Origin of the sequence: Hymenobacter perfusus (assembly GCF_003944765.1) — a bacterium.
GTDB lineage: Bacteria > Bacteroidota > Bacteroidia > Cytophagales > Hymenobacteraceae > Hymenobacter > Hymenobacter perfusus.
The window spans coordinates 115,234-142,025 of sequence record NZ_RWIU01000006.1 but is presented as its reverse complement, the minus strand read 5'-3'; the positions used below and the strand labels follow the sequence as shown (position 1 = coordinate 142,025).

Sequence of the window (26,792 nt, the reverse complement as noted above, 5' to 3'; positions counted from 1 at the left end):
CCTACTTCTCCCGAAAACAACGCTCCACAATGCCTACCGTCCCGCACATACTGATTGTCGATGACGAGCCCAATATTGTCATGTCCCTGGAATTCCTGATGCGCAAAAATGGCTACCAGGTCAGCATTGCCCGCAACGGCACCGAGGCCCTGGCCGCCATTGATGCCACGGCTTTCGGCGTGGTGCTGCTCGATATCATGATGCCCGACGTGGATGGCTACCAGGTGTGCCGCCACCTGCGCCAGCGCCCCGACCGGGCCGGCACCCGCGTTATCATGCTCTCGGCCAAAAGCAAGGAAATCGACGTACAGAAAGGCTACGACGCCGGGGCCGACCTCTACCTGCCCAAGCCCTTCAGCACCCGTCAACTCATGGAAAAGGTGAAAGAGCTACTAGCACCCACCGCCTGATTGTGCTACTCCTGCTTCCTTCCCGTCCCACCCACACATTTCCACCCGCATGAAAACGCCCACGTACGCCGCCCAGCACGCGGCCAGTCTGCACGACCCCGAAGCCTTCTGGGCCGGGCAGGCCGGCCAGTTGAACTGGTTTCAGGACCCGCCCCGGCCTGTACTTAGCCAGGATGCCGACACCGGTTTTTACCGCTGGTTCCGGGGCGGAAAGCTCAATACCAGCTGGCTCTGCCTCGATTACCATGTGCAAAATGGCCGCGCCGACCAGGTGGCGCTTGTGTACGACTCGCCGGTGACCGGACAGGTGCGCCGCTACACGTATCGGGAGCTGCTGGACCTCACCAGCCGCTTTGCCGGCGGCCTGCGCCGGCTGGGCGTGCAGCGCGGCGACCGGGTGATACTCTACATGCCCAACCTACCCGAAGCCGTGGTAGCCATGCTGGCCTGCGCCCGGCTGGGGGCGGTGCACTCGGTGGTATTCGGCGGCTTTGCGCCCCACGAGTTGGCCGTGCGCATTGATGATGCCCGGCCCCGCGTGTTGGTATGCGCCTCCGCCGGCCTGGAGTTCGACAAGGTGATTCCCTACAAGCCCCTCGTGGATGCCGCCATTGCACTGGCCCGCCACCAACCCGCCCACGTAGTGGTGCTTCAGCGCGACTTCTGCCGGGCGGAAATGAACGCCCCCACCTCCAAAGGCAACCAGTTGGCTTCGCAGGACAATCAGTTCGTTCCGCAGGATAACCAGTTCGTTTCGCAGGATAACCAGTTGGCTTCGGAGGGCAACCAGTTGGCTTCGGAGGGCAACCAGTTGGCTTCGGAGGGCAACCAGTTGGCTTCGCAGGATAACCAGTTCGTTTCGCAGGATAACCGGAAGCTGCCGCGCGACGTGGATTTCCAGTCCCTGTTGCAAGCCGTGCCCGTCGAGGCCGTACCGCTGGATGCCACCGATCCGCTTTACATCCTCTACACCAGCGGCACCACCGGCAAGCCCAAAGGCGTGGTGCGCGACAACGGCGGCCACGCCGTGGCCCTCCAATACAGCATGAGTGCCATTTACGGGGTGCAGCCCGGCGAAACCTTCTGGGCCGCTTCCGATATTGGCTGGGCTGTGGGCCACAGCTACATCGTGTACGGGCCGCTGCTGCACGGCTGCACCACGGTGCTGTTCGAGGGCAAACCTGTACGCACCCCCGATGCCGGCACGTTCTGGCGCGTCATCCGGGACCACCGGGTGCGGGTGCTGTTCACGGCACCCACCGCCATCCGGGCCATCAAGAAGGAAGACCCCACCGGTCAGCTCGCCGGGCAGTACGACCTCAGCAGTCTGCGCCATTTGTTTGTAGCCGGGGAGCGGTGCGACCCCGCCACCTACGCCTGGGCCGGCACCACGCTGGGCGTGCCCGTGGTAGACCATTGGTGGCAAACGGAATCGGGCTGGCCGATGCTGGCTACGCTGGTAGGCCTGCCCGATATGCCCGCGCCCCGCGCCGGCTCGGCCGGCCACCCCGTGCCGGGCTACGACGTGCAGATTCTGGACGAAGCTGGCCAGCCGGTGCCGGCCGGCACTACCGGGCTGGTGGCCGTGCGCCTGCCGCTGCCGCCCGGCTGCCTGCCCACGCTGTGGCAGGACGATGCCCGTTTTCGCAGCGCCTACCTCGAAACCTTCCCCGGCTACTACCTCAGCGGCGACGGGGGCTACCAGGATGCCGAGGGCTACCTCTACATCATGGGCCGGGTAGATGACGTGATAAACGTGGCCGGCCACCGTCTCAGCACCGGCGAGCTGGAGGAGCTGCTGGCCGCCCACCCCGCCGTGGCTGAGTGCGCCGTGCTGGGCATTGCCTGCGAGCTGCGCGGGCAGGTGCCCGTGGGCCTGGTAGTGCTCAAAGACGGCCACGCAATACCCGAGCAACAGCTGCAGCAGGAGCTGGTAGGCCTGATCCGGGAGCGGGTGGGGGCGGTGGCCTGCTTCCGGCAGGCGGCCGTGGTGGCGCGGCTGCCCAAAACCCGCTCCGGCAAAATCCTGCGCAAAACCCTGCGACAAGTGGCCGACGGTGAAGACTTTCCCGTGCCCTCCACCATCGACGACCCCGCTATTCTCGACGAAATCCGGGCGGTGCTGGCGGCCCGCGGCATCGGGCAGGCGTTTGCCAGTCGTTTGCCCTCCTGAGCCATGTGCCGGCTGGTTAGGGTGGCCCGGTTCGTATGAAAACGGCTATTATGCACGCGTAAACCCGGGTACTCGGCCCGAAACAGGCCCGCAGCAAGACTTCTCAACTTCATCATTTCGCAACTTCACCATTTCACCTTTCCCCAAACATGCCCGAAACGCCCGCCAAGCACGCCCGCATCCGTAGCATCGAAGGTTACCACGAGGCTTACCACCTGAGCATTCATCACCCCGAAGAATTCTGGGCCTCCGTCGCCGCGCCGTTTACCTGGCGCCGCAAGTGGGACAAGGTGCTGACGTCCGACATGGAAACCGGCCATAACGAGTGGTTTAAGGGTGCCCGCCTCAACATCACCGAAAACTGCCTCGACCGCCACCTGGCCACGCGCGGCAACAAGCTGGCCATCATCTACGAGCCCAACGACACCAAGACCCGCCACCTGCGCCTCACCTACCGCGAGCTGCACCAGGAGGTCTGCAAGTTTGCCAACGTGCTGCACAACAACGGTGTGGAGAAGGGCGACCGGGTGTGCATCTACATGCCCATGATTCCGCAGCTGGCCATTGCGGTGCTGGCCTGCGCCCGCATCGGGGCGGTGCATTCGGTCATTTTTGCCGGCTTCTCGGCCACCGCCATTGCCGACCGGGTGAACGACGCTCAGGCCACCGTGGTGCTCACCGCCGACGGCCTCAACCGCGGCGCCAAGCAGATTCCGGTGAAGCGCGTGGTGGATGAGGCCCTGGAAACCTGCCCCGGCGTGCGCCGCGTGATTGTGGTGGAGCACCTGGGCTGGCCCGTGAACATGGAGGAAGGCCGCGACGTGTGGTACCACGAGGAAGCCGAGGGTGTGGCCAAAACCTGCCCCGCCGAGGAAATGGACGCCGAAGATCCGCTGTTCATCCTCTACACTTCGGGCAGTACTGGTAAGCCCAAAGGCGTGGTACACAGCACCGCCGGTTACATGGTGTGGGCCGATTACACGTTCCGCAACGTGTTTCAGGTGGAAGAAAACGACATCTACTGGTGCACAGCCGATATAGGCTGGGTGACCGGGCACACCTACCTGCTCTACGGCCCGCTGCTGGCCGGCAGCACCTCGCTCATGTTCGAGGGCATCCCCACGTACCCCGACGCCGGCCGCTTCTGGGAGGTCATCGACAAGCATTCGGTCAGTGTGTTCTACACCGCGCCTACGGCCATCCGCAGCCTCATGGCCGCGCCCCTAGACAACGTGCTTAGTTACTCCCTCGACTCGTTGCGGGTGCTGGGTTCGGTGGGGGAGCCCATCAACGAGGAGGCCTGGTATTGGTACTACCAGCACGTGGGCAAGGAGCGCTGTCCCATCGTGGATACGTGGTGGCAGACCGAAACCGGCGGCATCATGATTTCGGCGCTGGCCGGCATCACGCCCAGCAAGCCCACCCACGCGGGTTTGCCGCTGCCGGGCATTCTGCCCGTGTTGCTCAACCAAGACGGCACCGAAATCGAGGGAAACGACCAGGAGGGCTACTTGGCCATCAAGCAGAGTTGGCCCGGCATCATCCGCACCACCTACGGCGACCATGACCGGGCCGTGCAAACCTACTTCGCGCCCTACAAAGGCTACTACTTCACCGGCGACGGTGCCCGCCGCGACGCCAACGGCCTCTACCGCATCATCGGCCGCGTGGATGACGTGATAAACGTGAGCGGCCACCGGTTCGGCACGGCCGAAATCGAAAACGCCATCAACCAGAACCACAACGTCATCGAGTCGGCGGTGGTGGCTTTCCCGCACGATGTGAAAGGCCAGGGCATCTACGCCTACGTCATCTGCCGGGAGGGCGCCTATTCCAAAGAATCCGATAAGGCGCACGTGGAGGCCAGCATCATCGAAACCATCGTGGCCCAGATCGGCAAAATCGCCAAGCCCGACAAGATTCAGCTGGTGAGCGGCCTGCCCAAGACCCGCTCCGGCAAAATCATGCGCCGTATCCTGCGCAAGGTGGCCGAAGGCGAAATCAGCAGCCTCGGCGACACCACCACGCTGCTCGACCCGGCCGTGGTCGACGAGATTATCGAGGGCCGCAAGTAAGTTAGTTAGTTGCGAGCACAGAAAGCGCCGGTTCGATATCGAACCGGCGTTTTTGCGTTAGTAGCACCGGTGCGGCATTCCTGAGCAGAAACCTAAACCGACCTATACCACCGACTCACCCGGCAGCTAGTACCTTCGCCCGCATGTTCTCTATTCGTCCGCTCAATCTGACGCTGGCTCCCGAAATCCAGCATAAAATCGACCACAAAACTAAGCCGCTCGGGTCGCTGGGGCAACTGGAAAGCCTAGCCTGGCAAATCGGCCTGATTCAGCAGACCCTGACGCCGGAACTGCGCCGGCCGCACCTGCTGGTATTTGCCGCCGACCACGGCATTGCCCGCGAAGGCGTGAGCAAGTATCCGCCCGAAGTTACCTACCAGATGGTGCTCAACTTTGTGCAGGAAGGGGCCGCCATCAACGTATTCTGCCGTCAAAACGGCATCACCCTCAATATTATAGACGCCGGGGTGGCCGGCAGCTTCGCGGAATATCCTGCCGTCATCGACCAGAAGATTGCGCCCGGTACCCGCAGCTTCCTCCACGAGCCGGCCATGACGGGGCCGGAGTGCGCCCGGGCCCTCGAAGCCGGGGCCGCCGTGGTGCGCCGGGTGGCCGCCACCGGCTGCAACGTGCTGGGCTGCGGCGAAATGGGTATCGGTAACACGTCGGCGGCTACCCTGCTGATGCACCGCTTTACGGGCCTGCCGCTGGCCGAGTGCCTGGGCCGGGGCACCGGCCTTGATGATGCGCAGCTGCGCCACAAAGCTGCCGTGCTGACTACGGCCGCCGCCACCCACGCCCACCTCACCGCGCCGCTGGCGGTGCTGGCCGCCGTGGGAGGCTTCGAGCTGGTGCAGATGGCCGGGGCCATGCTCCAGGCCGCCGAGTTGGGCATGGTGGTGCTGGTGGACGGCTTCATTGCCACGGCCGCGCTGCTGGCCGCCGCCCAGCTGCACCCCGAGGTGCTGGCCTACTGCGTGTTCTGCCACCAGTCCGACGAGGCCGGGCACGCGCGGCTGCTGGCGCATTTGCAGGCCAAGCCGCTGTTGCAGCTGGGCCTGCGCCTGGGCGAGGGCACGGGCTGCGCGCTGGCCTACCCGCTGCTGGTTTCGGCGGTGGGCTTCCTCAACGAAATGGCCTCGTTTGAAAGCGCCGGCGTGAGCCAGGCCGCAACTCCCGCCGCCTCGTGATGCGCCGGCAGCTGGAGCTGTTTTTCACGGCCCTCATGTTCTATACCCGCGTGCCCTGCCCCCGGTGGATCGGCCATTCGGAGGAGCTGCTCAACAAATCCACGGTGTACTTCCCGCTGATTGGCTGGCTGGTGGGCGGGGTGGCGGCCCTGAGTTTCGGGGCACTGCGCGTTATCTTCCCGACGGATATTTCCCTGGTGTTGAGTATGGTGGCCAGTATCTGGATGACGGGCGCTTTCCACGAAGACGGCTTTGCCGACATGTGCGACGGATTCGGGGGCGGCTGGACCCAGCAACGCATCCTCGATATTATGAAGGACAGCCGCCTGGGCACCTACGGCGCGACTGGGTTGGGGCTGATGCTGGCCCTGAAGTTTTTCGCCCTGAAAAGTCTGGTAACTGGTCCTGGGGTTTCGGTCTGGGCCGGGCCGGGGCTGCTGGTGGTAGCGCACGCCCTGAGCCGGGCCACGGCCCTGACGTTCGTGTATACGCACCACTACGTGCGGGCCAACGAGGACAGCAAAGCCAAGCCGCTGGCTAAGCAAATCAGCCTTCCGGAGCTGCTGGTAGGGCTGGTTTTTGGCCTCCTGCCGCTGCTGGCTTACGTCGCCTGGCTCGGCAGTGGCTGGCCGCTGCTGGTGCTGCTGCCGCTCTGGCTCGTGAAGGCTTACCTGGCCCGCTTCTTCCAGCGCTGGATTGGCGGCTACACCGGCGACTGTCTGGGCGCGACCCAGCAGGTGGCCGAGGTAGTGATTTACCTGTTTTTCTGCTCCCGTTTATGGATATCTACCTGATTCGCCATACCCGCGTGGCCACCGAAGCCGGCATCTGCTACGGCCGCTCCGATGTGCCCGTGGCCGCCACCTACCCCGAGGACGAGGAGGCCGTGCGCGCCCGGCTGGCCCCGGTGCTGGCCGCCCCGCACCGGGCCTGGGCCAGTCCGCTCACCCGCTGCCGCGTGCTGGCCGAAGCCCTGGCCCCCGGCCCCATCCGGTTCGATGACCGGCTGATGGAATATGATTTCGGCCGCTGGGAGCTGCAACCCTGGGACGCGCTGCCGGCCCCGGAGCTCGACCCCTGGATGGCCGATTTCGTGCAGGTGCCCGCCCCCGGCGGCGAAACATTTCAGGACCTGCAAACCCGCGCCGTGGCCTTTCTTGAGGAACTATTGGAAGGCCCGGAGCCGCTGTTGCTGTTCAGCCATTCGGCCGTTATCCGCAGCCTGCTCTGCCACTGTCTGGGCCTGCCGCTGGCGCACGCCTTCCGCCTGGATGTAGACTACGGCTCCATCTCGAAAGTGTGCTACCGGCACGGCCACTTCAGCGTAGCCTACACAAACGCGTAACAGTTTTCCCCGCCCAGGACGCCGAAGAGGACGCCGCCGCCGCAGAATATTCTGCGGCGGCGGCGTCCTCTGTTGAACCGGTAGTATGTTGAACTCAAGTTACGGAAGGTCCCCGGTCCGGCGGCTTTTCCCGGCCGTCGGGCCGGTCCTGGGGCGAACGAGGCTGCCGAACAGCGTCGCCACGACGTCAGTTGACGACGACCGGCCCGACGGCTGGAAAAAGCCGCCGGACCGGTCGTCGCTGCAACGTGAGTGAACTACACCATCGGAGCCGGCAACACCTTGCCCGTTACCTCACCAAAACCAATCCGCAAACCATCCTTTTCGCAGTAGCCGCGCATGGTCACGGTGTCGCCGTCGAGCAGGAATTTGCGCTCCGAGCCGTCGGCCAGGGGCAGGGGGCGGGTGCCGCGCCAGGCCAGCTCCAGCATCGAGCCCAGCGAATCGGGCGTGGTGCCCGAGATAGTGCCCGAGGCGTACAGGTCGCCGACCTGCAGGTTGCAGCCGTTGGAGGCCTGGTGGGTGAGCTGCTGGGCCATGCTCCAGTACATGAGCCCGAAATTGGAGCGCGAAATGGTGGTGGCCGGGCCATTTTCGGGCTGCAGATCCACTTCCAGGTTCACATCGAAGTTATGCTTGTCCAGCTGGCGCAGATACAGCAGCGGCTCGGGCTCCTGCACCGGCCCGGCCACCCGGAACGGCTCCAGCGCATCCAGCGTCACCACCCACGCCGACATGCTGCTGCCGAAGCTCTTGCCCAGAAACGGCCCCAGCGGTACGTACTCCCAGCTCTGAATGTCGCGGGCGCTCCAGTCGTTGAACAGCACCAAGCCGAAGATGTGGTCCTCGGCGTGCTGAATCGGCACCGTGTCGCCGAGCTGCGTGCCCTGGCCCACGATGAAGCCTACTTCCAGCTCGAAATCCAGCTGCTGCGACGGCCCGAAGGTGGGCGCGGCGGCATCGGGGGCCTTGCGCTGGCCGTTGGGGCGGCGGATATCGGTGCCGCTCACTACGATGCTGCTGGCCCGGCCGTGGTAACCGATGGGAATGTGGCGCCAGTTGGGCAGCAAAGCGTTGGCCGGGTCGCGGAACATAATGCCCACGTTGGTGGCGTGCTCGATGCTGCTGTAGAAATCGGTGTAGTTGTGGGGCTTCACGGGGCGCAGCATCCGCACCTCCGTCTGGCGCAGCAGGCACTCCCGCATCACCTCATCCGAGCGCAGCGCGGTGCTGTCGTGGCGCAGCAGCTCCGAGACGCGCTGGCGCACGGCCCGCCACGCCGGCCGGCCCAGGGCAATGAACTGGTTGAGCGAGCGGCGGCGGAACACCTTGGGCATCTTCGCGCCCAGCTCCAGGTCCTCGAAAAAGCCGAACTGGGCCACGGCGTACAGATCCAGCACGTACTCGCCAATGGCCACGCCCAGCCGTGGGCCCCGGTCCTCCGTCTCGAACACGCCAAACGGCAGGTTCTGAATGGGAAAGTCGCTGCCGGGGGCAATATCAATCCAGGAGTGCAGGGCGGGGTCGTTGGGGTTAGCCATTCGGTCGGTAGTTGGTGGTAGGAGCGGCAAAGGTAGAATCGGTGAGGCAAATGCTGCCAGATAATGATTGTAACGGTAACCTGTCTATAAGGAAAAGTAAAGCTGCTACCTTGAGCCGATGTGCTTAGCTCGGGCTTTCACTGCCATTTCGGGAACCGAAGTCTGTGTCCTTTACCACGCTTTTACTGCTTCTTTAAGGCTCAATAACAAACTAGACCTCTTACGGTGGACAAAACCGTAAAACGAAAATCACACGTAATGAAACAGCAACACCAAGAACTGATTGAAAAGGCCTATGCTGCCTTCAACGCCAGAGATATTGATGCGGCGCTTGCAACAATGCATTCTGAGGTTCAATGGCCCAGAGCATTTGAAGGAGGATATGTGCAGGGACATGATGACATCAGACAATACTGGACAAGACAATGGGCGGAAATAAACCCCAAAGTTGAGCCTGTTGGATTTACTGAAAGGCAGGACGGAACAGTAGAAATTATCGTGCACCAAACCGTACAGGACTTGCAAGAAAATCTGCTGTTTGATGGAACGGTAAAGCATATTTATACTCTACAGGATGGTTTGCTGCAACGAATGGATATTGAACAGGATTAGCCAACGGAACTAGCGCCTAGTCATCAAGAAAAAGCACATCGTTTGGACTGTTTAATAAACCGCTCCACTTAACAGGAATAGTTGCTATGATAGGATAAATGAACGGAGCACCAGCGACATGTGCTGTGCGATTTTTCTCCTGCTTTGTAAACCACAGCGCCCCGCCCCAGCCGGAAAACCGGCAGGAGCGGGGCGCTGCTGATGAAAAAGAACTAACCTTAAAACTGCGGAGTGGGTACCGGAGTGGGCGACTGAGGGTGGCCACTCTGGCCGGCGGGCTGGGCCGACATGGGCGTGAGGTTAATGGCCTCCACGGCGCGGATTTCGGGCACAGCCTTCTTCACCGATTCCTCCACGCCGGCTTTCAGCGTCATCGGCGACATGGGGCAGGTACCGCAGGCACCGAGCAGCTCCAGGCGCAGCACCATGTCGTCGGTGATTTCCAGCACGCGCACGTTGCCTCCGTCGGCGGCCAGGTAGGGCCGGATGCTGTCCAGCGCCTGTTCGATGCGGTGCAGGAGCGGATGGGTTTCCACGGCGGGCGATACGGTCATAACGGGAATTTCACGGGTTGTACGCTGGTTGGGCGGCAAAGTGCCCGCCAGCGTCGGCAATACGAAAGCAAAGGTAGAACATTCGCCTGACGCTACGGTAAACCGGCCGGGGCGGGGAGAAGTTCAGGGGAAACGCCGGCCCCAGGGCTGAAGCCCTGGGCTACGCAGCGAAAAACATAAGAGCCCGCTGACTAGCCCAGGGCTTCAGCCCTGGGGCCTGGAGCTCGGCTACGACTTCATCTCCACGATGTTCGTTTTCGGTGCTACGGCGTTGCGGATACTCACCTGGCGGGCCAGCTCTTCGGCCAGCTGGGCGAAGACGGCGGCGGCCGGCGTGTTGTCCTGCAGGATGGCGGGCGTGCCCAGGTCGCCGTTTTCGCGGATGGTTTGTACCAGCGGAATCTGGCCCAGCAGCGGCACCTGGTGCTTCTCGGCCAGGGCCACGCCGCCGCCTTCGCCGAAGATGAAGTACTTGTTGTCGGGCAGCTCGGCGGGCGTAAACCAGGCCATATTCTCCACGATACCCAGCACCGGCACGTTGATTTGCGGCAACCGGAACATCTGCAGACCTTTTTCAGCGTCGGCCAGGGCCACTTTCTGGGGCGTGGTCACGATGAGTGAGCCGGTGACGGGCACCGTCTGCACCATGGTGAGGTGAATATCGGAGGTTCCGGGGGGCATGTCGAGGAGCAGGTAGTCTAGCTCGCCCCAGTCCACTTCCGTGATGAACTGCTTGAGGGCCGACGAGGCCATCGGGCCGCGCCACACAATGGCCGACTCGGCCGGGGCCAGGAAGCCGATGCTCATCAGCTTCACGCCGTGGGCCACGATGGGCTGGATGAGGTTCTTGCCGTCTTCGCCCTGGAAGACGTGGGGCCGCTCGTTCATCACGCCAAACATGAGCGGCATGCTGGGGCCGCTGATATCGGCATCGACGAGGCCCACTTTGGCACCGGTTTTGGCCAGCGCAATGGCCAGGTTGGCCGTGACGGTGCTTTTGCCCACGCCGCCCTTGCCCGAGGCAATGGCAATAATGTTCTTCACGCCGGGCAGCAGGTCGCGGTTCTGGCGCATGGTGGTCACGCGCGAGGTCATTACAATCACCACCTCGGCGTCCTTGTCCACCATCGTGTGGATGGCCCGCTCGCAGGCGTCGTGAATGAGTTGTTTGAGGGGACAGGCCGGGGTAGTGAGGACTACCGTGAATGACACGCGGCGGCCTTCAATCTGCACGTCCTCAATCATGTTGAGCGTCACGAGGTCTTTGCCCAGGTCGGGCTCCTCCACGTAGCTCAGGGCCTTTAGGACGGCTTCTTTTGTGATGGGTTCCATTATAGTCAGCGAATAGAGTCGGCGAAGAAAGTGCGTATGCAAAGCGCAAAGATAACCCGGAAACCCGGCCGGTGGTTGCCTCCCGCCGAGGGTAGCGCGCCGCAAACGTTTCGCGCTACCCTCGGCCACAAATGCTGCCCGCTGCCTATCTTGGAGGCTACTTCGTTATTATATCCAGACAGATTCTCATGCTTGATTCCTCCCTGCGCCGGTTGGCCCGACTAACCGCCGTCGTTGCGCTGGCAGCCTGCAGCTTGCCGGCCCGCGCCCAAGCTCCCGCCGACACCACATTTCAGCGGCTGCTGCGCAAGTACCAGTTTCCGCTTACTCAGGCCGGCACTCAGTTCAGCGGCCCCGGCTGGGAGAAATTGCGGCAGGACATCGAGAAAAGTCAGGTGGTGCTGGTGGGCGAAGACCACGGCATGGCTCAGATTCCGGGGTTCACCCAGGCCGTGGCCCAGGTGCTGAAACCCGTAGTATTCGTGGCCGAAATCGACAAGTACCAGGCCCGGGACCTGACGCAGCTGGCCGCGCAGCCCGGTTTGCCCGTGGCCGTTGAGCGGCAGTATCCGATGGGGCTCTCCTTCTATAGCTGGGCCGAGGAATTTGAGCTGGCCCGGGCGCTGCGGGGCCAGAACACGGCCCTTGTGGGATTGGAGCAGGTAGGCTTTTTTGCGCCGGGCCGCTTCTACGCGCTGCTGGCCGAGAAAACCAAAAACAAGCAGTCGGCCGCGTACCTGCGGCAGCGGGGCGCGGCCTACCAGGCCCACAACCAGGCCGTGATGAGCACCGACCCCGGCCAGCTGATGGTGTACCGCCACACGCCGGCCACCTTGGATAGCCTGACAGCCCTGGCCCGCCAGGAAAGCCCGGAAGTGCAGCGCATGGTGCAGGAGTATATCACCAGCGTCCACATCAACCAGACGGCCATCCAACCCAGAACCGGCCTCCAGAGCCACCAGGACCGTGTAAACCTGATGCGCCGCAATTTGCTGGCCGAGCTGCCCGCCTACCAGAAGCCCGGCCAGCCGCTGCCCAAAATGCTCTTCAAATTTGGGGCTGGCCACATGGGGCGCGGGGCCAGCTTTACCGCCGGCGTGTACGATGTGGGCAACCTGGCGCTGAACCTGGCCGAAATGCAGGATCAGAAGTCGCTGCACATCTTTATTATCGGCAAACAGGGTACCCAGAACAGCGGCTTCAACCTGCAGGATTTCAGCAAGAACGTGGCTACTTATTCCAATGCCGACACTGAGATGATCCGGCCTTTCGTGGCCGCCACACCGGCCGGCACGACTTGGCAGGTGTTCGATGTGCGCCCCCTGCGCCGCGCCCTGCTCCGCGACCAGCTGAAAATCAGCAGCTCCGCGCTGGTGACAACCATCATGAACTTCGACTACGTGGTCATCATCCCCGAAACTACCGCCAGCCGTAATTTCTAACAGCAATAGTGCAAACTGTGCGAGTCAAAGAACGGTGTAGTGTAGAGACGCAATATTTTGCGTCTCGTCGTTGAACGACTGGGGCCACGAAGACTACCCAACGTCAGCAACGACGAGACGCGAAGTGTCGCGTCTCTACATCGTTATGCGAACCACCAGTTGCCCGGCAGGCCGTAGCTTTAGCCCTGACAACGGACAACGGACAACTCCCTACATATGCAGCTTGGTATCGACAGCTTCGCCGCGGCCCCCACGGATGGCACCGCCTCCGACAACGCCACGGCCCTGGGCCAGCTCCTGGAGCGCATCGAGCGCGCCGACCAGGTGGGCCTGGATTTCTTCGGCATCGGCGAGCACCACCGCCGCGAGTTTCTGGATTCGGCCCCGGCCGTGATTCTGAGCGCGGCGGCGGCCCGCACCCGCCGCATCCGGCTGGGCAGCGCCGTGGCTGTGCTCAGCGCCGCCGATCCGGTGCGGGTGTTCCAGCAGTTTGCCACCCTCGATCTGCTTAGCCACGGCCGGGTCGAGCTGGTGGTGGGCCGCGGCTCCTTCACCGAAGCCTTCCCGCTCTTCGGCCTAAACCTGAACGACTACGACGCTTTGTTTGAGGAAAAGCTGGCTTTGCTTCTCCAGATCCGCGACCAGGAGCAGGTGAGTTGGAGCGGGCGGTTCCGGCCGGCCCTCACGGGGCAGGCCGTGTACCCGCGCCCCATGCAGGCGCAGTTGCCTATCTGGCGCGGGGTGGGCGGCACGCCCGAGTCGTTTGTGCTGGCCGGGGCCATGGGGCTGCCGCTGATGGTGGCCATCATCGGGGGCGAAACCCACCGCTTCCGGCCGCTGGTTGATTTGTACCGCGAGGCTGGCCGGAAGGCGGGCTTCGCTCCTGAACAGCTGCAGGTGGGTCTACACTCCCTGGGCTACGTGGCCGACACCACCGAGCAGGCCATTGCCGACTATTACCCCGGCTACGCCCGCACCTTTACCCGCATTGGGCGGGAGCGGGGTTGGCCACCCGTCACGCCCGGCCACTTCGAGGCCCAGCGCGGCCCCCGCGGCGCGCTGCTGGTCGGCAACCCCGAGGAAGTGGCCGCCAAGATTCTGCGCCACGCCGAGTCGCTGGGCGGGGTGAGTCGCGTCACCTTCCAGATGGACAACGCCGACCTAGCCCCCGAAAAGCTGCTCCGCGCCATTGAGCTGCTGGGCGAGCGGGTGAAGCCGCTGCTGGGGTAGAAGGCGGCACGGTTGAACGGTCCGGTCCGGCGGCTGTAAGCCGTCGGGCCGGTTGAAGTAAGCTGATGTTGTTACGGTCTTGGGCAGACGGCGCGGACGGCAACCGGCCCGACGGCTTGCAGCCGCCGGACCGGACCACTCTTTTAACCTGCCATTGCGCGCCCGTTCCTGCCTACCTTTGGGGTTCTGTTCCGCTGCTACCTCTGTTGCCCACACCGCCTTGGCCCGTATCCCCAAAGAAACTGTCGACCAGATTATCCACCACGCCGACATTGTGGAGGTGGTGGGGGACTTCGTGAGCCTCAAGCGCAAGGGCCAGAATATGTGGGCCTGCTGCCCGTTTCACCACGAAAAGTCGCCGAGCTTCTCGGTGGCCCCGGCCAAGGGTCTGTACAAGTGCTTCGGCTGCGGTAAGGCCGGCGGGGTGGTGCAGTTCATCATGGACATCGAGGGCACCAGCTACGTGGAGGCCCTGAAGTACCTGGCCAAAAAGTACAGCATCGACGTTCAGGAAGAGGAAAAGACGCCCGAGCAGCAGCTGGCCCAGAACGAAAAGGACTCCCAGTTCATCGTCTCGAACTGGGCTAAGGACCACTACCACAAGCTGCTCCAGGACAACGAGGAAGGCCAGAGCATCGGCTGGAGCTACCTCAAGCAGCGCGGCCTCAACCAGGCCACCATCAAAACCTTCGAGCTGGGCTACTCGCTGGATCAGTGGGACGACCTGCTGAAATCGGCCACGGCGGCGGGTTTCGAGCTGAAGTACTTGGAGAAAACCGGCCTCGTGGTGCGCCGCGAAGACGACCAGGGCCAGGACACCGGCCGCCGCTACGACCGGTTCCGGGGCCGCGTGATGTTCCCGATTCACAACATTTCGGGCCGCGTCATCGGCTTCGGGGCGCGCACGCTCAAGCCCAACGACAAGACCGCCAAGTACCTCAACTCGCCCGAGTCGGAAATTTATCACAAGTCGGACGTGCTCTACGGGCTCTACCAGGCCCGGCAACCCATCCGCTCGGAGGAGCTGTGCTACCTGGTGGAAGGCTACCTCGATGTGCTGAGTCTGCACCAGGGCGGCATTAAGAACGTGGTAGCCTCGTCGGGTACCTCGCTCACCGACGGCCAGATCCGCCTCATCAAGCGCTACACCGACAACGTGACGGTGCTGTACGACGGCGACGCGGCCGGCATCCGGGCCTCGCTGCGCGGTATTGATATGCTGCTGGAAGGCGGGCTGAACGTGCGCGTGGTGCTGTTCCCCGACGGCGACGACCCCGACAGCTACATCCGCAAAGTCGGCGACCAGCGCTTCAAAGAGCACCTGGAAGGCGCCAGCCAGGATTTCATCCAGTTCAAAACCGACCTGGTAAGCCGCGAGGCGGCCCACGACCCGGTGAAAAAGGCCGAGGCCATCCGCGAGGTGCTGCAGAGCATCAGCAAAGTACCCGACCCCATCAAGCGGCAGGTGTTCCTGCAGCAGACCTCACAGGCCTTCGGTATCGACGAGCAGGTGCTCATCACGGAGTACAATAAGCTGGTGCGCAACGCCACCCAGAAGGCCCCCGGCGGCCAGAGCAGCAGTGGGAGCGGGGCGGCTGGCAGCAACAGTGGCGGTTTTCAGCCGCGAACCAACAACCAACAATCAGCACCCAACAACCGCCGCCTCAGCCCCGAGGAGGAAGCCGAAGCCCTGATGTATGGTGCCTCGCCCGAGGACCTGATGGGTGGCGGCGGCGACCTGGGCACCCTCACCCGCGAGGACCTGGAGCCCGTGCCCGACGTGCTGGAGCTGTGCGAGCGGGAAGTGGTGCGGCTGCTGCTGTTGTACTCGCCCCAGCCGCTGGCCCCGGAAGTTTCGGTGGCGCAGTATCTGCTGGAGCAGTTGGAGGGCACCGGCTTCAAAACCGGCATCTACGCCGATTTGCTGCACCTGTGCCGGCAGGAATTGGAGCAGGGCCGCTGGCCCGAGGTGCGTACGCTCATCCAGCACGGCCGCTCCGATATCCGCAGCGTGGTGGCCGAACTGGCCACCGAAAAGTATGAGCTCAGCCCCAACTGGACCACCCACCAGATTCACGTTCCCCGCGAGTTGGACCTCTTGCAAACTGCCTGCGACAATGCCATTCTGCGCCTCAACAAGGTGAACGTGGAGCGCGAGCTGGCCGTGCGCCTCGAAGCCCTGCGCCACCCCACTGACGAGGCCAGCATGATGGAAAACCTGCAAACCATTCATCTGCTCAAGCAGATGGATAACCAGCTGGCCAATATGCTGGGCACCGTCATTCCCCGGGCTTCCATGTAAAGCTTGGGGTAGCCATTGCGTTGGATATTGTAAGAGTTATGCCCGCTAGTGCTGTGCTGCGGCGGGCGGGCAATCGGCTTTGTGCCGGGAAGCGGCCGGAAGTAGGTTGCGGGCCGCTGGTTCGTAGCTTTGCGGTCTGACCTGAATCCTTCCTTCTGCCCGTGCATATTCTGCAGCTTTGTCCGCGCGTTCCGTACCCGCCCCACGATGGCGGGGCCATTGCCATGTACGACGTGGCCGCCGGTCTGGCCCGCGCCGGCCACCGCGTGACGGTACTGGCCCTCAACACGCCCAAGCACCACCAGCCCGCCACCGTCCTCGACCACCTGGGCCCCAACGTGCGCCTGCTGACCGTGGAAGTGAATACCAACCTCTCGCCCGTAAAGGCGCTGAAAAATTTGCTTTCCAGCGAGCTGCCCTACAACGTGGAGCGGTTCGTGAGCGAGGAAGTGAAGGCCCGGCTGGCCGAATTGCTGGCCCGGGAGCAGTTCGACGTGGTGCAGCTGGAAGGCACGTTTGTGGCCTGGTACGCCGGGTATTGGGCCGAGGCCGATAAGGAAGCCGGCCGGCCGTTGCCGCCGGTAGTGCTGCGCGCCCACAACGTGGAGTACACCATCTGGCAGCAATTGGCCGAAAATACCCGCAACCCGATCAAAAAGTGGTACCTGCAAAAACTGGCGCAGCGGCTTCAGCAGTTCGAAAAACGGATGCTGCACCGCTTTGATGGGGTGGCTGCCATTACCGAGGCCGACCAGCAGCGCCTGCGCCGGCTGGGCTGCCCCGAGCCGGTGGTTTTTGTGCCCGCCGGCGTGGACTTGAGCCGCTTCCAACGCGACCCGACCAAGCGGCCCCAGCCGCGTACCCTGTTCATGATTGGCTCACTGAACTGGCTCCCTAACCTGGAGGGCTTCGACTGGTTTCTGCGCGAAGTCTGGCCCCAGGCCAAGGCTCGGTATCCCGAGTTGGAGCTACACATTGCTGGCAAGGATACCCCCGAGCACATCCGGAATCTGCAGCTGCCCGGCGTCACGGTACACGGGTTCGTGGAGTCGGCCCAGCAGTTTATGCAGCAATACGAGCTGATGCTGGTACCCTTGCTGAGCGGGGGCGGCATGCGCATCAAGATTATCGAGGGCATGGCATTGAGCAAGTGCATCCTGAGCACCGGGCTGGGGGCCGAGGGCATTCACGTGCGGCCCGGCTTCGACATTGTGCTGGGCGACTCGCCAGAGGAGTGGCTTACGCACCTGGGCCGCTACTACCGCGGCGAGCTGGGCCAGGCAGCCATTGGGGAGGAAGCTGCCGGCACCATTGCCCGCCTCTACGACAACCGTCGGGTGGTGGAGAGCTTCCTCGATTTGTACACCATCCTGCAGCCCGCGCCCCGTGTTGCCGCTCCCTGATGCCCTGGCAGCGGCCGGCCTCTGGGGCGGGCTGGGGCTGGTAGCCCACACCTACGTGCTGTTTCCGGCCCTGCTGGCCCGCCTGGCCCGGGGCCGCCAACAAAACACCGACTTGTACGTGCCCGACAGCCCCGAGCTGCCTCGGGTGGATGTGCTGCTGGCCGTGTACAACGAGGAGCAGGTCATCGAGCAGAAAATCCACTCCACCTTCGCCACCACCTACCCGCCCGACAAGCTCACTTTCTACATCGGTTCCGATAACTCCTCGGACCGCACCAATGCGCTGGTGGAGCAGCTGGCCCGGCAGTACCCGCAGCTGCAGTTCCGGCCGTTCGGGCAGCGCACCGGCAAACCCGGCGTGATGGAGGCCCTGTCTGCGGAGGCCACCGCACCGGTGCTGGTGCTCACTGATGCCAACGTGTTTTTCACCCCCGATACGCTGTATCACCTCGTCAAGCACTTCCGCAACCCCCGCGTGGGGCAGGTGGGCGGCAACATCCTCAACCCCGACCACCGCCAGGACGGAATTTCGGGCCAGGAAAAAGCCTACCTGGAGCGCGAAAACCTCATCAAGTACCAGGAAGGCGTGGTGTGGGGCAGTATGATCGGGGCCTTTGGGGGCTGCTTTGCGGTGCGCCGCGCCTGCTACCACCCGGCCCCGCGCACCTTCATAGTCGATGACTTTTTTATTTCGATGGCCGTGTTGCAAGATGGCTATCAGGCCCTCAACGAGCTGGCGGCCGTGTGCCACGAGGACGTGTCGGACAAGCTGCCGGAGGAATTCCGGCGCAAGGCCCGCATTTCGGCCGGCAACTTCCAGAATCTGGTGGCTTTTCGGCGGCTGTTGTGGCCGCCCTGGCGGGGCGTGAGCTTCGCGTACTGGTCGCACAAGGTGCTGCGCTGGCTTACGCCGCTGCTGCTGCTGCTCATGCTGCTCTGCAACGCGTTATTGGTGCTGCGCGGGGCCGGGTGGTTTTACCAGCTCATGCTGGCTGGCCAAGTGGCCGCGCCGGCCCTGGTGCTGCTGGACGGAGCCTTGCACCGGGCGGGCGTGCATCTGCGGCTGCTGCGCTTCATCACGCACTTTTACAGCATGAACGGGGCCTTGCTGCTGGGACTGGGGCGGTTTCTGCGGGGCGTCAAAACCACCATCTGGGAGCCCACCCAACGGTTTCAGCACAAGCGGTGAGGTAAGTAACAGAGAAGACAATACATGAGAACGTCATTCCGAGCTTGCCGCGGAATCTCGCGTGCTGACGTTGGATTACTACCACAACATCAGCACGCGAGATTCCGCGGCAAGCTCGGAATGACGTTCTTTGCTACTATACTTTCAGCCTTACATCTCCGCCAGTTTCTCCAGCTGCATCTGCTTGGCTACCGATTCCACCAGCTCCATATCGGGCTGTTTGTCGGCGGAAACTTTGATCAGGAACCGGTTGCCGACGGCCAGCATCAGCTCGGCCTGACGGTCTTTTTTGCGGTAGGTGGCCATGCCTGAGGCCCCATCAACGCCCAACGTGGTGGATTTAGTGATTTGCTCGTCGTCTTCGCTTTCCATGCCCAGGCCCAGCATGGCCGACGCGCCCTGGTAGAGCTGGTTGGCACCGTTGTAGTCAATCAGCTCGGTTTTCACCGTTACGCTGTCCTTAGTGAAGTCGCGGCCGGCGGTGGAGAAGGCAATGCCGCTCATTTTCATCGACTGGCCGGTGGGGTTGGCCGCTGTGTAGCCGCTTAGTTCCGTGGGTAGAAACGCCTGCAACTCCTTGTAAGGCAACGACAAAGTGTCGCCGCGCTTCACGCGCTCCTCGCGCTGGGTCTTGGCTGCGTCCATGTTGGCCTCCATTTTCTCGCCTGCATCTTTCAGCTTCGAGAGGGCCGAGTACGATTCTTTGGCTTTCTGGGCCTGCTCGCAGCCGGTAAGTAGCGCGGCACCCAGCAGCACAGTGACGAATGTTTTCATGGTAGTTAGGGAAAGGATGAATATTCGACGGGAAATATATAGGTAAAAATTCTAGCAGTCGGCCTGAACCACGCTTTCATCGGCAGCCTGCTGCCGTTGGGCAGCGGAGAAAGCCAGCCGGGTACGCACCGGTTTTCCGGCTTTCCTGCTTATGTTGGGCCGGCCGCCGGGGGATTTTCCGGGTAGCCGCTGCTTCTATGAAATCATTGCGCATTGCCATTCTGGGCTGCGGAAATATGGGTATGGCCTTCGCTAAATCCTTTCTGCACTACAACCTCGTCGGGCGCCCCGACCTGCTGCTGCTGGGCCGCCACCCCGACCACTGCCAGCGCCTCACCGCCGCGCACCCGGGCCTGCCCGTGGCCGAGCTCAGCCCCGCCGTGGGCGACTACGACGTGGTGTTCGTGGCCGTGAAGCCCCAGGATTTTAGTAAGATAGCCGAGGGGCTGCGGGCCGTGCTGCAACCCGGACAGGTGGTGGTGTCCATCATGGCTGGCATTCCCATTGCCCGGCTGCAGCGCGAACTGGCGCACAGGCAGGTGCTGCGGGCCATGCCCAACACGCCGGCGCTGCTGGGCATGGGCATCACCGGGTTTTCGGCCTCGCCGGAAGTGGAGCGCAGCCGCCTGCACCAGGTCGAGAACCTGCTCAACGCCACCGGACGCTCTATTTTTCTGGAAGATGAGAGCCTGCTCGACGCCGTGACGGCCGTGAGCGGGAGCGGCCCGGCCTATTTCTACTACATCGTGCAGGCCATGATGCGGGCCGGGCAGGAGCTGGGCTTCTCGGAGTCGGTGGCCGGGCTGCTGGTGAAGCAGACCATGCTGGGCGCCTACCACCTGCTCAATACCTCCGACAAAAGCCCCGACGAGCTCATTGCCGCCGTGGCCTCCAAAGGCGGCACCACCGAAGCCGCCCTACGCGAATTCCGCGCCGGCGGCCTGGCCGAAACCCTCACGGCCGGCATCAAAGCCGCCCAGCACCGCGCCACCGAGCTGGCAAAGGAGTAAGTGGTGATTTAGCGACTGAGTGATGTAGTGAATTATCCGTCGGACGAGTGAATGTCAGCTGCCAAACCAGGGCTTAACTCACTAAATCACTCAGTCGCTAAATCACACTTCGTAACTTCGCGGCGCTGCTGCTGGTTGTAGCGGCACTCCGGCGCGGATTCCTGCCCAGGAAATCCGAAATCCGCGCCCTTCACACTCCATCCGTTTAGTCCGCGCTCCATGCTGGATTCCATTGAAGACGCCATTGCCGATATCCGCGCCGGCAAAGTCGTAGTAGTCGTTGACGACGAAGACCGTGAAAACGAAGGCGACTTTATCTGCGCCGCCCGTTGCGCCACCCCCGAGGTCATCAACTTTATGGCCACCCACGGCCGTGGCCTCGTGTGCGCCCCGCTCATCGAGCAGCGCTGCGAAGAGCTGGGCCTGGAGCTGATGGTGGGCCGCAACACGGCCCTGCACTCCACGCCCTTCACCGTGAGCATCGATTTGCTGAAAAACGGCGTGACCACCGGCATTTCGGCCTCCGACCGTAGCAAAACCATTCTGGCCCTCATCGACCCCGACACCAAGCCGGAGGAACTGGGCAAGCCCGGCCACATCTTCCCGCTGAAGGCCCGCAAAGAAGGCGTGCTGCGCCGCGCCGGCCACACCGAAGCCGCCATCGACCTTTCCCGCCTCGCGGGGTTTGAGCCGGCCGGCGTGCTGGTGGAAATCCTGAAGGAAGACGGCGAAATGGCCCGCCTGCCCGAGCTGCGCGAAATTGCCGATAAGTGGAACCTGAAGCTGATTTCGGTGCAGGACCTGATCAAGTACCGCCTCGACAAGGAAAGCCTCATCAACCGCGAAATTTCGGTGAAGCTGCCTACCGACTACGGCGACTTCGACCTGATTGCCTACACCCAGCGCACCACCAACGCCCAGCACCTCGCTTTGGTAAAAGGCGATATTTCGGGCCCCGAGCCGGTGCTGGTGCGCGTGCATAGCTCCTGCGTGACGGGCGACATCTTCGGTAGCTGCCGCTGCGACTGTGGCCCCCAGCTGCACCGGGCCATGCAGCAGATTGAGCGCGAAGGCCGCGGCGTAATCGTGTACATGAACCAGGAAGGCCGCGGCATCGGGCTGCTCAACAAGCTGCGCGCCTATAAGCTGCAGGAGCAAGGCCGCGACACCGTGGAAGCCAACCTGGAGCTGGGCTTCGGCATGGATGAGCGTGACTACGGCGTGGGTGCTCAAATCTTGCGCGACCTGGGCATCAGCCAAATGCGCCTGCTCTCCAACAACCCCCGCAAGCGTACCGGTCTGATGGGCTACGGCCTGGAAATCGTGGAATCGGTAGCCATTGAGGTGGAGCCTAACGAGCACAACGAACGGTACCTGACCACCAAGCGCGACAAGCTGGGCCACACCATCCTGCACAAGGACCGCACCCCGCACCCCGATACTGAGGCGGCTACAGCGGAGTAATCCGCGTCCGGCTGTTACCCTACAAGAACGTCCGTGGCCCTAACCGGCTGCGGACGTTCCTGTTTTTACGCTTTTGGTAGTGCCGGTAAGTAGGGCAAAAACCGGGAGTGCGGTATCACATGATTGGGTGAATTGATTGAATACCAGTGTAGTAAAATGTAAATTCAATCTCGCCTAACATGTTATGCCCATGCAACGCCGGTCTTTTTTGCAGCTGTCTTTGGCTGCGCCAGCCTTAGCCTATACCCTGCCCGCACTGGGGGCAACGGGCTCTTTGCCAAAGAAAAGTGTGTTAGTGCGGGCGGGCCAGGACCGGTCAGGCCAGCCCTTTGAGTTTCTGGATGCTACGTTTACCGTGAAGGTATCGGGGCGGGATAATGAGGGCCGATGCGTGATTTTCGATACGCTGCGGCGCGCTAAAATCGGCCCGGCGCTGCATTTGCACACTGACCTCGACGAGTGGTTTTACGTGGTGGAAGGCGAGTTCAAGTTCCAGGCCGGAACCGAGATGTTGCGCCTGCGAGCCGGCGACTCCCTGTTCGTTCCCCGGGAAATGGTGCATGCTTTTGTGAAAACGAGCGAAGGTCCGGCTCGTCTTATCGTGATGCACCAGCCGGCCGGCTCCATGGAGGAGTATTTTCGGTTGGTGAGCCAACTGCCCGATCAAGGCCTGGAAAATCGGAAAGCATTAGCTGAAAAGCACGGAACGCGGTTTGTTGGACCACAACTAACGCCGGACTGATGCGGAGCGGGGGAATGTCGGAACAGATATATACCTTCCCTCACATGAAACATAACTGGTCTTTCAGAGTGCTTGTGGTTGGATTGCTGGGTCTTGGTTCACCAGCGGCCCAGGCCCAGCGCGGTGGGCAGGGCTTCACCCAGCAGTTCAACCGGGCCACCGTGCTACTCACTACCGGTGACACGCTCACTGGCCCCGTGCAGCTCCACCGGACCGAGGAAACGCTGCTCATGGAGCTGGCCGATAACACCGTGCGCACCCTGCCGGCCGTGAGCGTGCAGAGCTTCGCGGTGCAGGGCGAGCAATATGACCAGAGCCGGGAACGGTTTTACTACGACGATTTTTACGCCATGCGGCAGGGCTACTACTATGGCAATCCGCTGTATACCCAGCCCGTGCCTCGCCGCCGCGAGCGGCCCGATACGGAGCTGGTACGCGTGTTCCGGACCTACCGCTGGAACCGGGATAACGACTACAGCGACTTTCGGGCTCCCGGCTTCTTCGAGCAGCTCAGCAACGGCCCCATCATTCTGTTGCGGCGCGAAGGGCTGGTGCAGCGGCCCGTTACGGTCACCGGACCCTATGGCTACGGCGGTTACGGCTACAGTGGAGCCGGTCGCACCGTGGGGTATTACACCGACGTCAAGGATAATTTCTACCTGGGTTTACCCAATGGCAACGTCATCAGCCTGCGAAACCCTAAAAAAGACCTGCTGGCTTACTTCCACGGCAATTCCCGCCAGCTGGAGCAATACGCCAAAGACAACAAGCTCAGCTACACCGACGCCCGCGAACTGGCCTATCTTGTGAACTATGCCAACTCGCTGAGTGGTAAGGGTAAATAGCTGTAAAAAGGCACGTCATTCGGAGCCTGCCGGGAAATGACGTACGGCAGTAAAGACTACTTACAGCACTCGCAGCACCGGATAGCGCAGGTGGGAGGTTTCGTAGTGGTCGGACTGGCGGTAAACCCAATCGAGCTGGGCAGCGGCGCTGGCGGCAAAGGCCGGGTCTTGCTTCTTCTTTTCCTCCAACTGGGCACGTAACTCCGGCTTACGGCGCAGCAGATCGGCAGCTATATCCTCGAACACGTAATCGGAAAAGTGCTCCTTCTGCTGCAGAACACTATCGAAGAAGCCCCAGGCGAAAAAGGAGTCAGTGGCCTGGGGTTCCAGCGTTTCGATGAGGTAGCGGGCCGCCGGCTGGTCGAGGGAAATCAGGTAGTCGCCGCGCAGGAAGGAGCGGGGCTGCTGCACCGGGCGCACCTGCACCTGGGAGTGTAGGTAGTGGCCCTCGTAGGGCCTGGGAGCGGTTTTGTAATCCTGGATGTAGTACGATTCGCCGTTGATGACGGTATCGGCGGAGAGCGGGCGCATCTGCACGCCCGAGAGGCGCAAACGTTCCACCACTTCGCCCCAGGCCTGGGGCACCACGTAGGCGCGGGGCCGCTGCACGGTGGTGGTGGGCCGGAACGTGTTGTAATACGGAATGGATTTGGTGTAGGGGGCCTGCCGGTCGTAGTAGAGGCGGGGCAGGCCGCTCACGTCGCTCGGCTTGGTTTTGCCCGCGAAGCCCCGGAACGTGAACCGCTCGGCCCGGGTGGTATCCAGCTGCCAGCCGAGGACAAACCGTTGCTGCTCGCGGGTCTGTTGCGTGGCCGTGGCGCGGGCCTGGGCCAGGGCCGCGCCGTCCTGATGCACCTGCCGGATCAGTAGGTCCAGGAAATCGTAGGTGGCGCGTACGCGGGGCGTGTAGGCCTTCAGCATGTGCGTTTCCGTCACGAAGCCGATGGTGTTAAACAGGGTGGTGTAGCCAGTGGAATAGCGGGGCGTTTCCAGGAAACCCACCAGGCCCCGGGCGTCGGGTGTGCGGCCCTCAAAATCCACGTAGGGCGTCAGATACCACTTCTTCTTGTCCATGCCGCCGTAGAGGGCCGGGAGCAGGCGCTGCTGCATGTACTGGCTCAGGGCCGGGTGCAGCTTGTCCTTCTGAGTGGCAATCAGCGTCATGGTGTACTGATAGTCGGCCCCGTTGGAGGTGTGGGTGTCCACGTACACCTCGGGCTGCCAGCGCTGAAACAGCTGGGCGAAGGCACGGGCATTGCGCGAGTCCTGCTTGATGTAGTCCCGGTTCAGATCAAGGTTGCGGGCGTTGCCCCGGAAGCCGTAGCTTTCCGGCCCGTTCTGGTTAGTGCGAGTGGTGGAGTTACGATTCAGGGAGCCATCCACGTTGTAAATCGGGATGATGACCAGCACCATATCAGCCAGCTGCCGACGTAGCTCTTTTTTCTGTACGTAGTCCCGGGCCAGCATCATGCTCGCATCAATGCCCTCCGGCTCCCCGGGATGAATCCCGTTCTGGATGAACACCACGCGCCGGTTCTTCGCCCGCACGGAAGCCGGCTCAAAATCCCCGTCCAGTGATACGACCACCTCGTGCAGCGGCCGGCCGCTGTCGGTCTGGCCCACCTCGCGCAGCTGAATTTCGGGGTAGGCCGCGTCCAGCTGCTGGTAGTAACTGATGCATTCGGCGTGGGTGGTGGTGGTATTGCCGTTGCCTTTCTCGAAGGGTGTGCGCCAGTCGAGAGCCGGAGCAGGGGCGGAAGCAAGCAGCAGAGCAGAGAGGACAGCAGGAAGCATAGAAACTGGCGTGGTAGGGCCGCAAAGACACAAATTAGCCCCGAAGGTGGCGCGCAAAAAGAAAAGTCACTCCGCGCCGGGCACGAAATGACTTTCACGGAAGTCGGAACGAGAGCTAGTACAACCGACGCGGGGCTGGAAACAGCAATTGGTCTACGCTGTAGCGGCCGGGCCCGATAAACGCCAAGCTTAGGAACAGAATAGCCGATTCCAGGGCGTGGGAGTAGGCGTTGAAGTTGTCGCCGCTGCTCAGGTGCATGATGGTAGCCATTATCATCGTACCCAGCAGAAACACGCAGGCCACCCGAAAAAACAGCCCGATGGCCAGCAACTGGCCCCCCACAGCTTCGGCCGCCGCCGCCAGAAACCCCCAGAAGGCCGGCGCGAAGTTGATGCCGACGAGCTTCATGGTACCGCCTATCTGCGTCCAGGCTTCCACGCCCCCGGTCAGCTTGGGGTAGCCGTGCAGGGTGAACATCACGCCAATGCCCACGCGGAGCAGTAAAAGCCCCAGATCATGGGTGCGGTAGCGGTTTGCAAACAGAGCCATAGGCGGGCAGAGGGTCGGGCCGGAAAGGTTTAGTGCAACAATACGGATGTATCGGAATACATCTGAGTTTGCCAAAGTACACTATTTGCGGCGGAGTACAATCGGGCCGCCGTGTGGGCTACTTGTACAGCAGCACGCCCGTGATGCGCGAGGCCGGCGGAATCTCGCTCGACTGGATCTGCTCCGGGGGCTTGTTGGGCAAAGAATTGGGGTCGATAACCCAGGCCAGCTGCACCTCGCCCGACACCGCCGCCAGTCCTGCCGGCGTGTTACGGATGCGCGTGAGCCCGAGGTTTTGCCGCGCCGCCCCGAACGGCGAACCGACCCCAATACCCTCGGCCGTGCGATACAGGGACGAGTAAATCCGGATGCGCCGCACCCGGAACCCGGTGGCCGAGTCGCCGATGAGGTGCAGGATGGTGGCCGGGGCCTGGGGGGTCTGTGCGTCGCGCAGCTCGTAGGCGGGTAGCATCTGGCCGTCGCGGTCCTGGTAGGTGATGCGGGTAAGTAAGCTGGCCGAAACGCTGTTTTTCAAGCGTTTTTCCGTCATGCCCAGCCGTAGCCGGCCCGCCCGGCCGGGACTGATGAGGTGCAGCGAATCGGGGAGGGGTGCGCCCGAAGCGGCCAGGGCGGCGGCACCCTGCTGGGCCACGGCCGCCGAGCCGGGGGAGGCCGGCGACTCGCCGTTGGCGGCCGTGAAGGGCGGCGTGCCGGGGTCGGAGGCGGTGCGGGTGGTGGTGGGCGAGTCGCAGCCCGCGAGGCCGGACAGGAGCAGGGCCATCACGGGGACGGCAACAGGCAATACACGAAACAGC

General features: G+C 62.8%; 23 protein-coding genes. 16 read left to right on the top strand and 7 right to left on the bottom strand.

Annotated elements, in window-relative coordinates:
• Positions 1-29 precede the first annotated feature (29 nt).
• The 6 genes from EI293_RS17290 (at position 30) to cobC (ending at position 7,193) form a co-directional block, all read left to right on the top strand.
• A complete protein-coding gene (locus EI293_RS17290; protein WP_125439801.1) occupies positions 30-410 on the top strand; it encodes a response regulator transcription factor in 381 nt (126 codons plus the stop codon).
• A 49-nt stretch (positions 411-459) separates the two neighbouring features.
• Entirely contained in the window at positions 460-2,583 is a 2,124-nt protein-coding gene (locus EI293_RS17285; protein WP_125439800.1) for an AMP-binding protein, read from the top strand.
• Positions 2,584-2,732: 149 nt separating this feature from the next.
• Positions 2,733-4,658, top strand: a complete 1,926-nt coding sequence (gene acs, locus EI293_RS17280; protein WP_125439799.1) for an acetate--CoA ligase — start codon at positions 2,733-2,735, stop codon at positions 4,656-4,658.
• 143 nt (positions 4,659-4,801) lie between these two features.
• Positions 4,802-5,848: a nicotinate-nucleotide--dimethylbenzimidazole phosphoribosyltransferase gene (cobT, locus tag EI293_RS17275; protein WP_125439798.1), complete on the top strand. Its 1,047-nt coding sequence runs from the start codon at positions 4,802-4,804 to the stop codon at positions 5,846-5,848.
• The gene (locus EI293_RS17270; protein ID WP_125439797.1) at positions 5,848-6,642 is read left to right on the top strand and encodes an adenosylcobinamide-GDP ribazoletransferase; all 795 of its coding nucleotides are present in this window, start codon (positions 5,848-5,850) and stop codon (positions 6,640-6,642) included. Before cobT ends, EI293_RS17270 begins: the two co-directional genes overlap by 1 nt.
• Entirely contained in the window at positions 6,627-7,193 is a 567-nt protein-coding gene (gene cobC / locus EI293_RS17265; RefSeq protein ID WP_125439796.1) for an alpha-ribazole phosphatase family protein, read from the top strand. Before EI293_RS17270 ends, cobC begins: the two co-directional genes overlap by 16 nt.
• A 257-nt stretch (positions 7,194-7,450) precedes the next feature.
• On the opposite strand, the gene fahA is transcribed toward cobC, so the two are convergent.
• Complete coding sequence (gene fahA, locus EI293_RS17260) at positions 7,451-8,734, bottom strand: fumarylacetoacetase (protein ID WP_125439795.1); 1,284 nt, start codon at positions 8,732-8,734, stop codon at positions 7,451-7,453.
• Between the two features lie 258 nt (positions 8,735-8,992).
• Here fahA and EI293_RS17255 point away from each other — a divergent pair, with 258 nt between their 5' ends.
• On the top strand, positions 8,993-9,346 hold the full coding sequence (locus EI293_RS17255; protein WP_125439794.1) for a nuclear transport factor 2 family protein: 354 nt from the start codon (positions 8,993-8,995) through the stop codon (positions 9,344-9,346).
• Positions 9,347-9,564: 218 nt separating this feature from the next.
• Here the strand turns inward: EI293_RS17255 and EI293_RS17250 are convergent, their stop codons facing one another.
• Together EI293_RS17250 and EI293_RS17245 are read right to left on the bottom strand one after the other, a co-directional pair.
• A complete protein-coding gene (locus tag EI293_RS17250) occupies positions 9,565-9,900 on the bottom strand; it encodes a NifU family protein (RefSeq protein ID WP_125439793.1) in 336 nt (111 codons plus the stop codon).
• Between the two features lie 228 nt (positions 9,901-10,128).
• Positions 10,129-11,232, bottom strand: coding sequence for an Mrp/NBP35 family ATP-binding protein (locus EI293_RS17245; RefSeq protein ID WP_125439792.1), 1,104 nt, complete (start codon positions 11,230-11,232; stop codon positions 10,129-10,131).
• A 188-nt stretch (positions 11,233-11,420) separates the two neighbouring features.
• Between EI293_RS17245 and EI293_RS17240 the strand changes: the two genes are divergently transcribed.
• From EI293_RS17240 to EI293_RS17220, 5 genes are all read left to right on the top strand, one after another.
• Positions 11,421-12,674: a hypothetical protein gene (locus tag EI293_RS17240; RefSeq protein ID WP_125439791.1), complete on the top strand. Its 1,254-nt coding sequence runs from the start codon at positions 11,421-11,423 to the stop codon at positions 12,672-12,674.
• 216 nt (positions 12,675-12,890) lie between these two features.
• On the top strand, positions 12,891-13,904 hold the full coding sequence (locus tag EI293_RS17235) for an LLM class flavin-dependent oxidoreductase (RefSeq protein WP_125439790.1): 1,014 nt from the start codon (positions 12,891-12,893) through the stop codon (positions 13,902-13,904).
• Positions 13,905-14,124: 220 nt separating this feature from the next.
• Positions 14,125-16,206: a DNA primase gene (gene dnaG / locus EI293_RS17230; RefSeq protein ID WP_125439789.1), complete on the top strand. Its 2,082-nt coding sequence runs from the start codon at positions 14,125-14,127 to the stop codon at positions 16,204-16,206.
• Between the two features lie 161 nt (positions 16,207-16,367).
• Positions 16,368-17,609, top strand: a complete 1,242-nt coding sequence (locus EI293_RS17225; RefSeq protein ID WP_125439788.1) for a glycosyltransferase family 4 protein — start codon at positions 16,368-16,370, stop codon at positions 17,607-17,609.
• Positions 17,593-18,798 (top strand): glycosyltransferase, encoded by a 1,206-nt coding sequence (locus EI293_RS17220; RefSeq protein WP_170170421.1) that lies wholly within the window; start codon positions 17,593-17,595, stop codon positions 18,796-18,798. The genes EI293_RS17225 and EI293_RS17220 overlap by 17 nt, the downstream gene beginning before the upstream one ends.
• Before the next feature lie 150 nt (positions 18,799-18,948).
• Here EI293_RS17220 and EI293_RS17215 read toward each other — a convergent pair whose 3' ends face one another.
• Positions 18,949-19,572: a hypothetical protein gene (locus EI293_RS17215; protein ID WP_125439786.1), complete on the bottom strand. Its 624-nt coding sequence runs from the start codon at positions 19,570-19,572 to the stop codon at positions 18,949-18,951.
• A 206-nt stretch (positions 19,573-19,778) separates the two neighbouring features.
• Here EI293_RS17215 and proC point away from each other — a divergent pair, with 206 nt between their 5' ends.
• The 4 genes from proC to EI293_RS17195 all read left to right on the top strand — a co-directional run bounded on the left by proC (position 19,779) and on the right by EI293_RS17195 (position 23,633).
• Positions 19,779-20,582 (top strand): pyrroline-5-carboxylate reductase, encoded by an 804-nt coding sequence (gene proC, locus EI293_RS17210; protein ID WP_125439905.1) that lies wholly within the window; start codon positions 19,779-19,781, stop codon positions 20,580-20,582.
• A gap of 219 nt (positions 20,583-20,801) precedes the next feature.
• Entirely contained in the window at positions 20,802-22,046 is a 1,245-nt protein-coding gene (locus EI293_RS17205) for a bifunctional 3,4-dihydroxy-2-butanone-4-phosphate synthase/GTP cyclohydrolase II (RefSeq protein WP_125439785.1), read from the top strand.
• A gap of 190 nt (positions 22,047-22,236) precedes the next feature.
• Positions 22,237-22,788: a cupin domain-containing protein gene (locus EI293_RS17200; protein WP_170170420.1), complete on the top strand. Its 552-nt coding sequence runs from the start codon at positions 22,237-22,239 to the stop codon at positions 22,786-22,788.
• A 68-nt stretch (positions 22,789-22,856) separates the two neighbouring features.
• On the top strand, positions 22,857-23,633 hold the full coding sequence (locus EI293_RS17195) for a hypothetical protein (protein ID WP_148103283.1): 777 nt from the start codon (positions 22,857-22,859) through the stop codon (positions 23,631-23,633).
• Positions 23,634-23,693: 60 nt separating this feature from the next.
• On the opposite strand, the gene EI293_RS17190 is transcribed toward EI293_RS17195, so the two are convergent.
• From EI293_RS17190 to EI293_RS17180, 3 genes are all read right to left on the bottom strand, one after another.
• Positions 23,694-25,427 (bottom strand): M14 family metallopeptidase, encoded by a 1,734-nt coding sequence (locus tag EI293_RS17190; protein WP_125439782.1) that lies wholly within the window; start codon positions 25,425-25,427, stop codon positions 23,694-23,696.
• Between the two features lie 115 nt (positions 25,428-25,542).
• Positions 25,543-25,977 carry a DoxX family protein gene (locus EI293_RS17185; protein ID WP_125439781.1) on the bottom strand — a complete coding sequence of 145 codons (435 nt, stop codon included), beginning with the start codon at positions 25,975-25,977 and terminating at the stop codon, positions 25,543-25,545.
• 118 nt (positions 25,978-26,095) lie between these two features.
• Positions 26,096-26,758, bottom strand: coding sequence for a hypothetical protein (locus EI293_RS17180; protein ID WP_125439780.1), 663 nt, complete (start codon positions 26,756-26,758; stop codon positions 26,096-26,098).
• Positions 26,759-26,792: the final 34 nt, after the last annotated feature.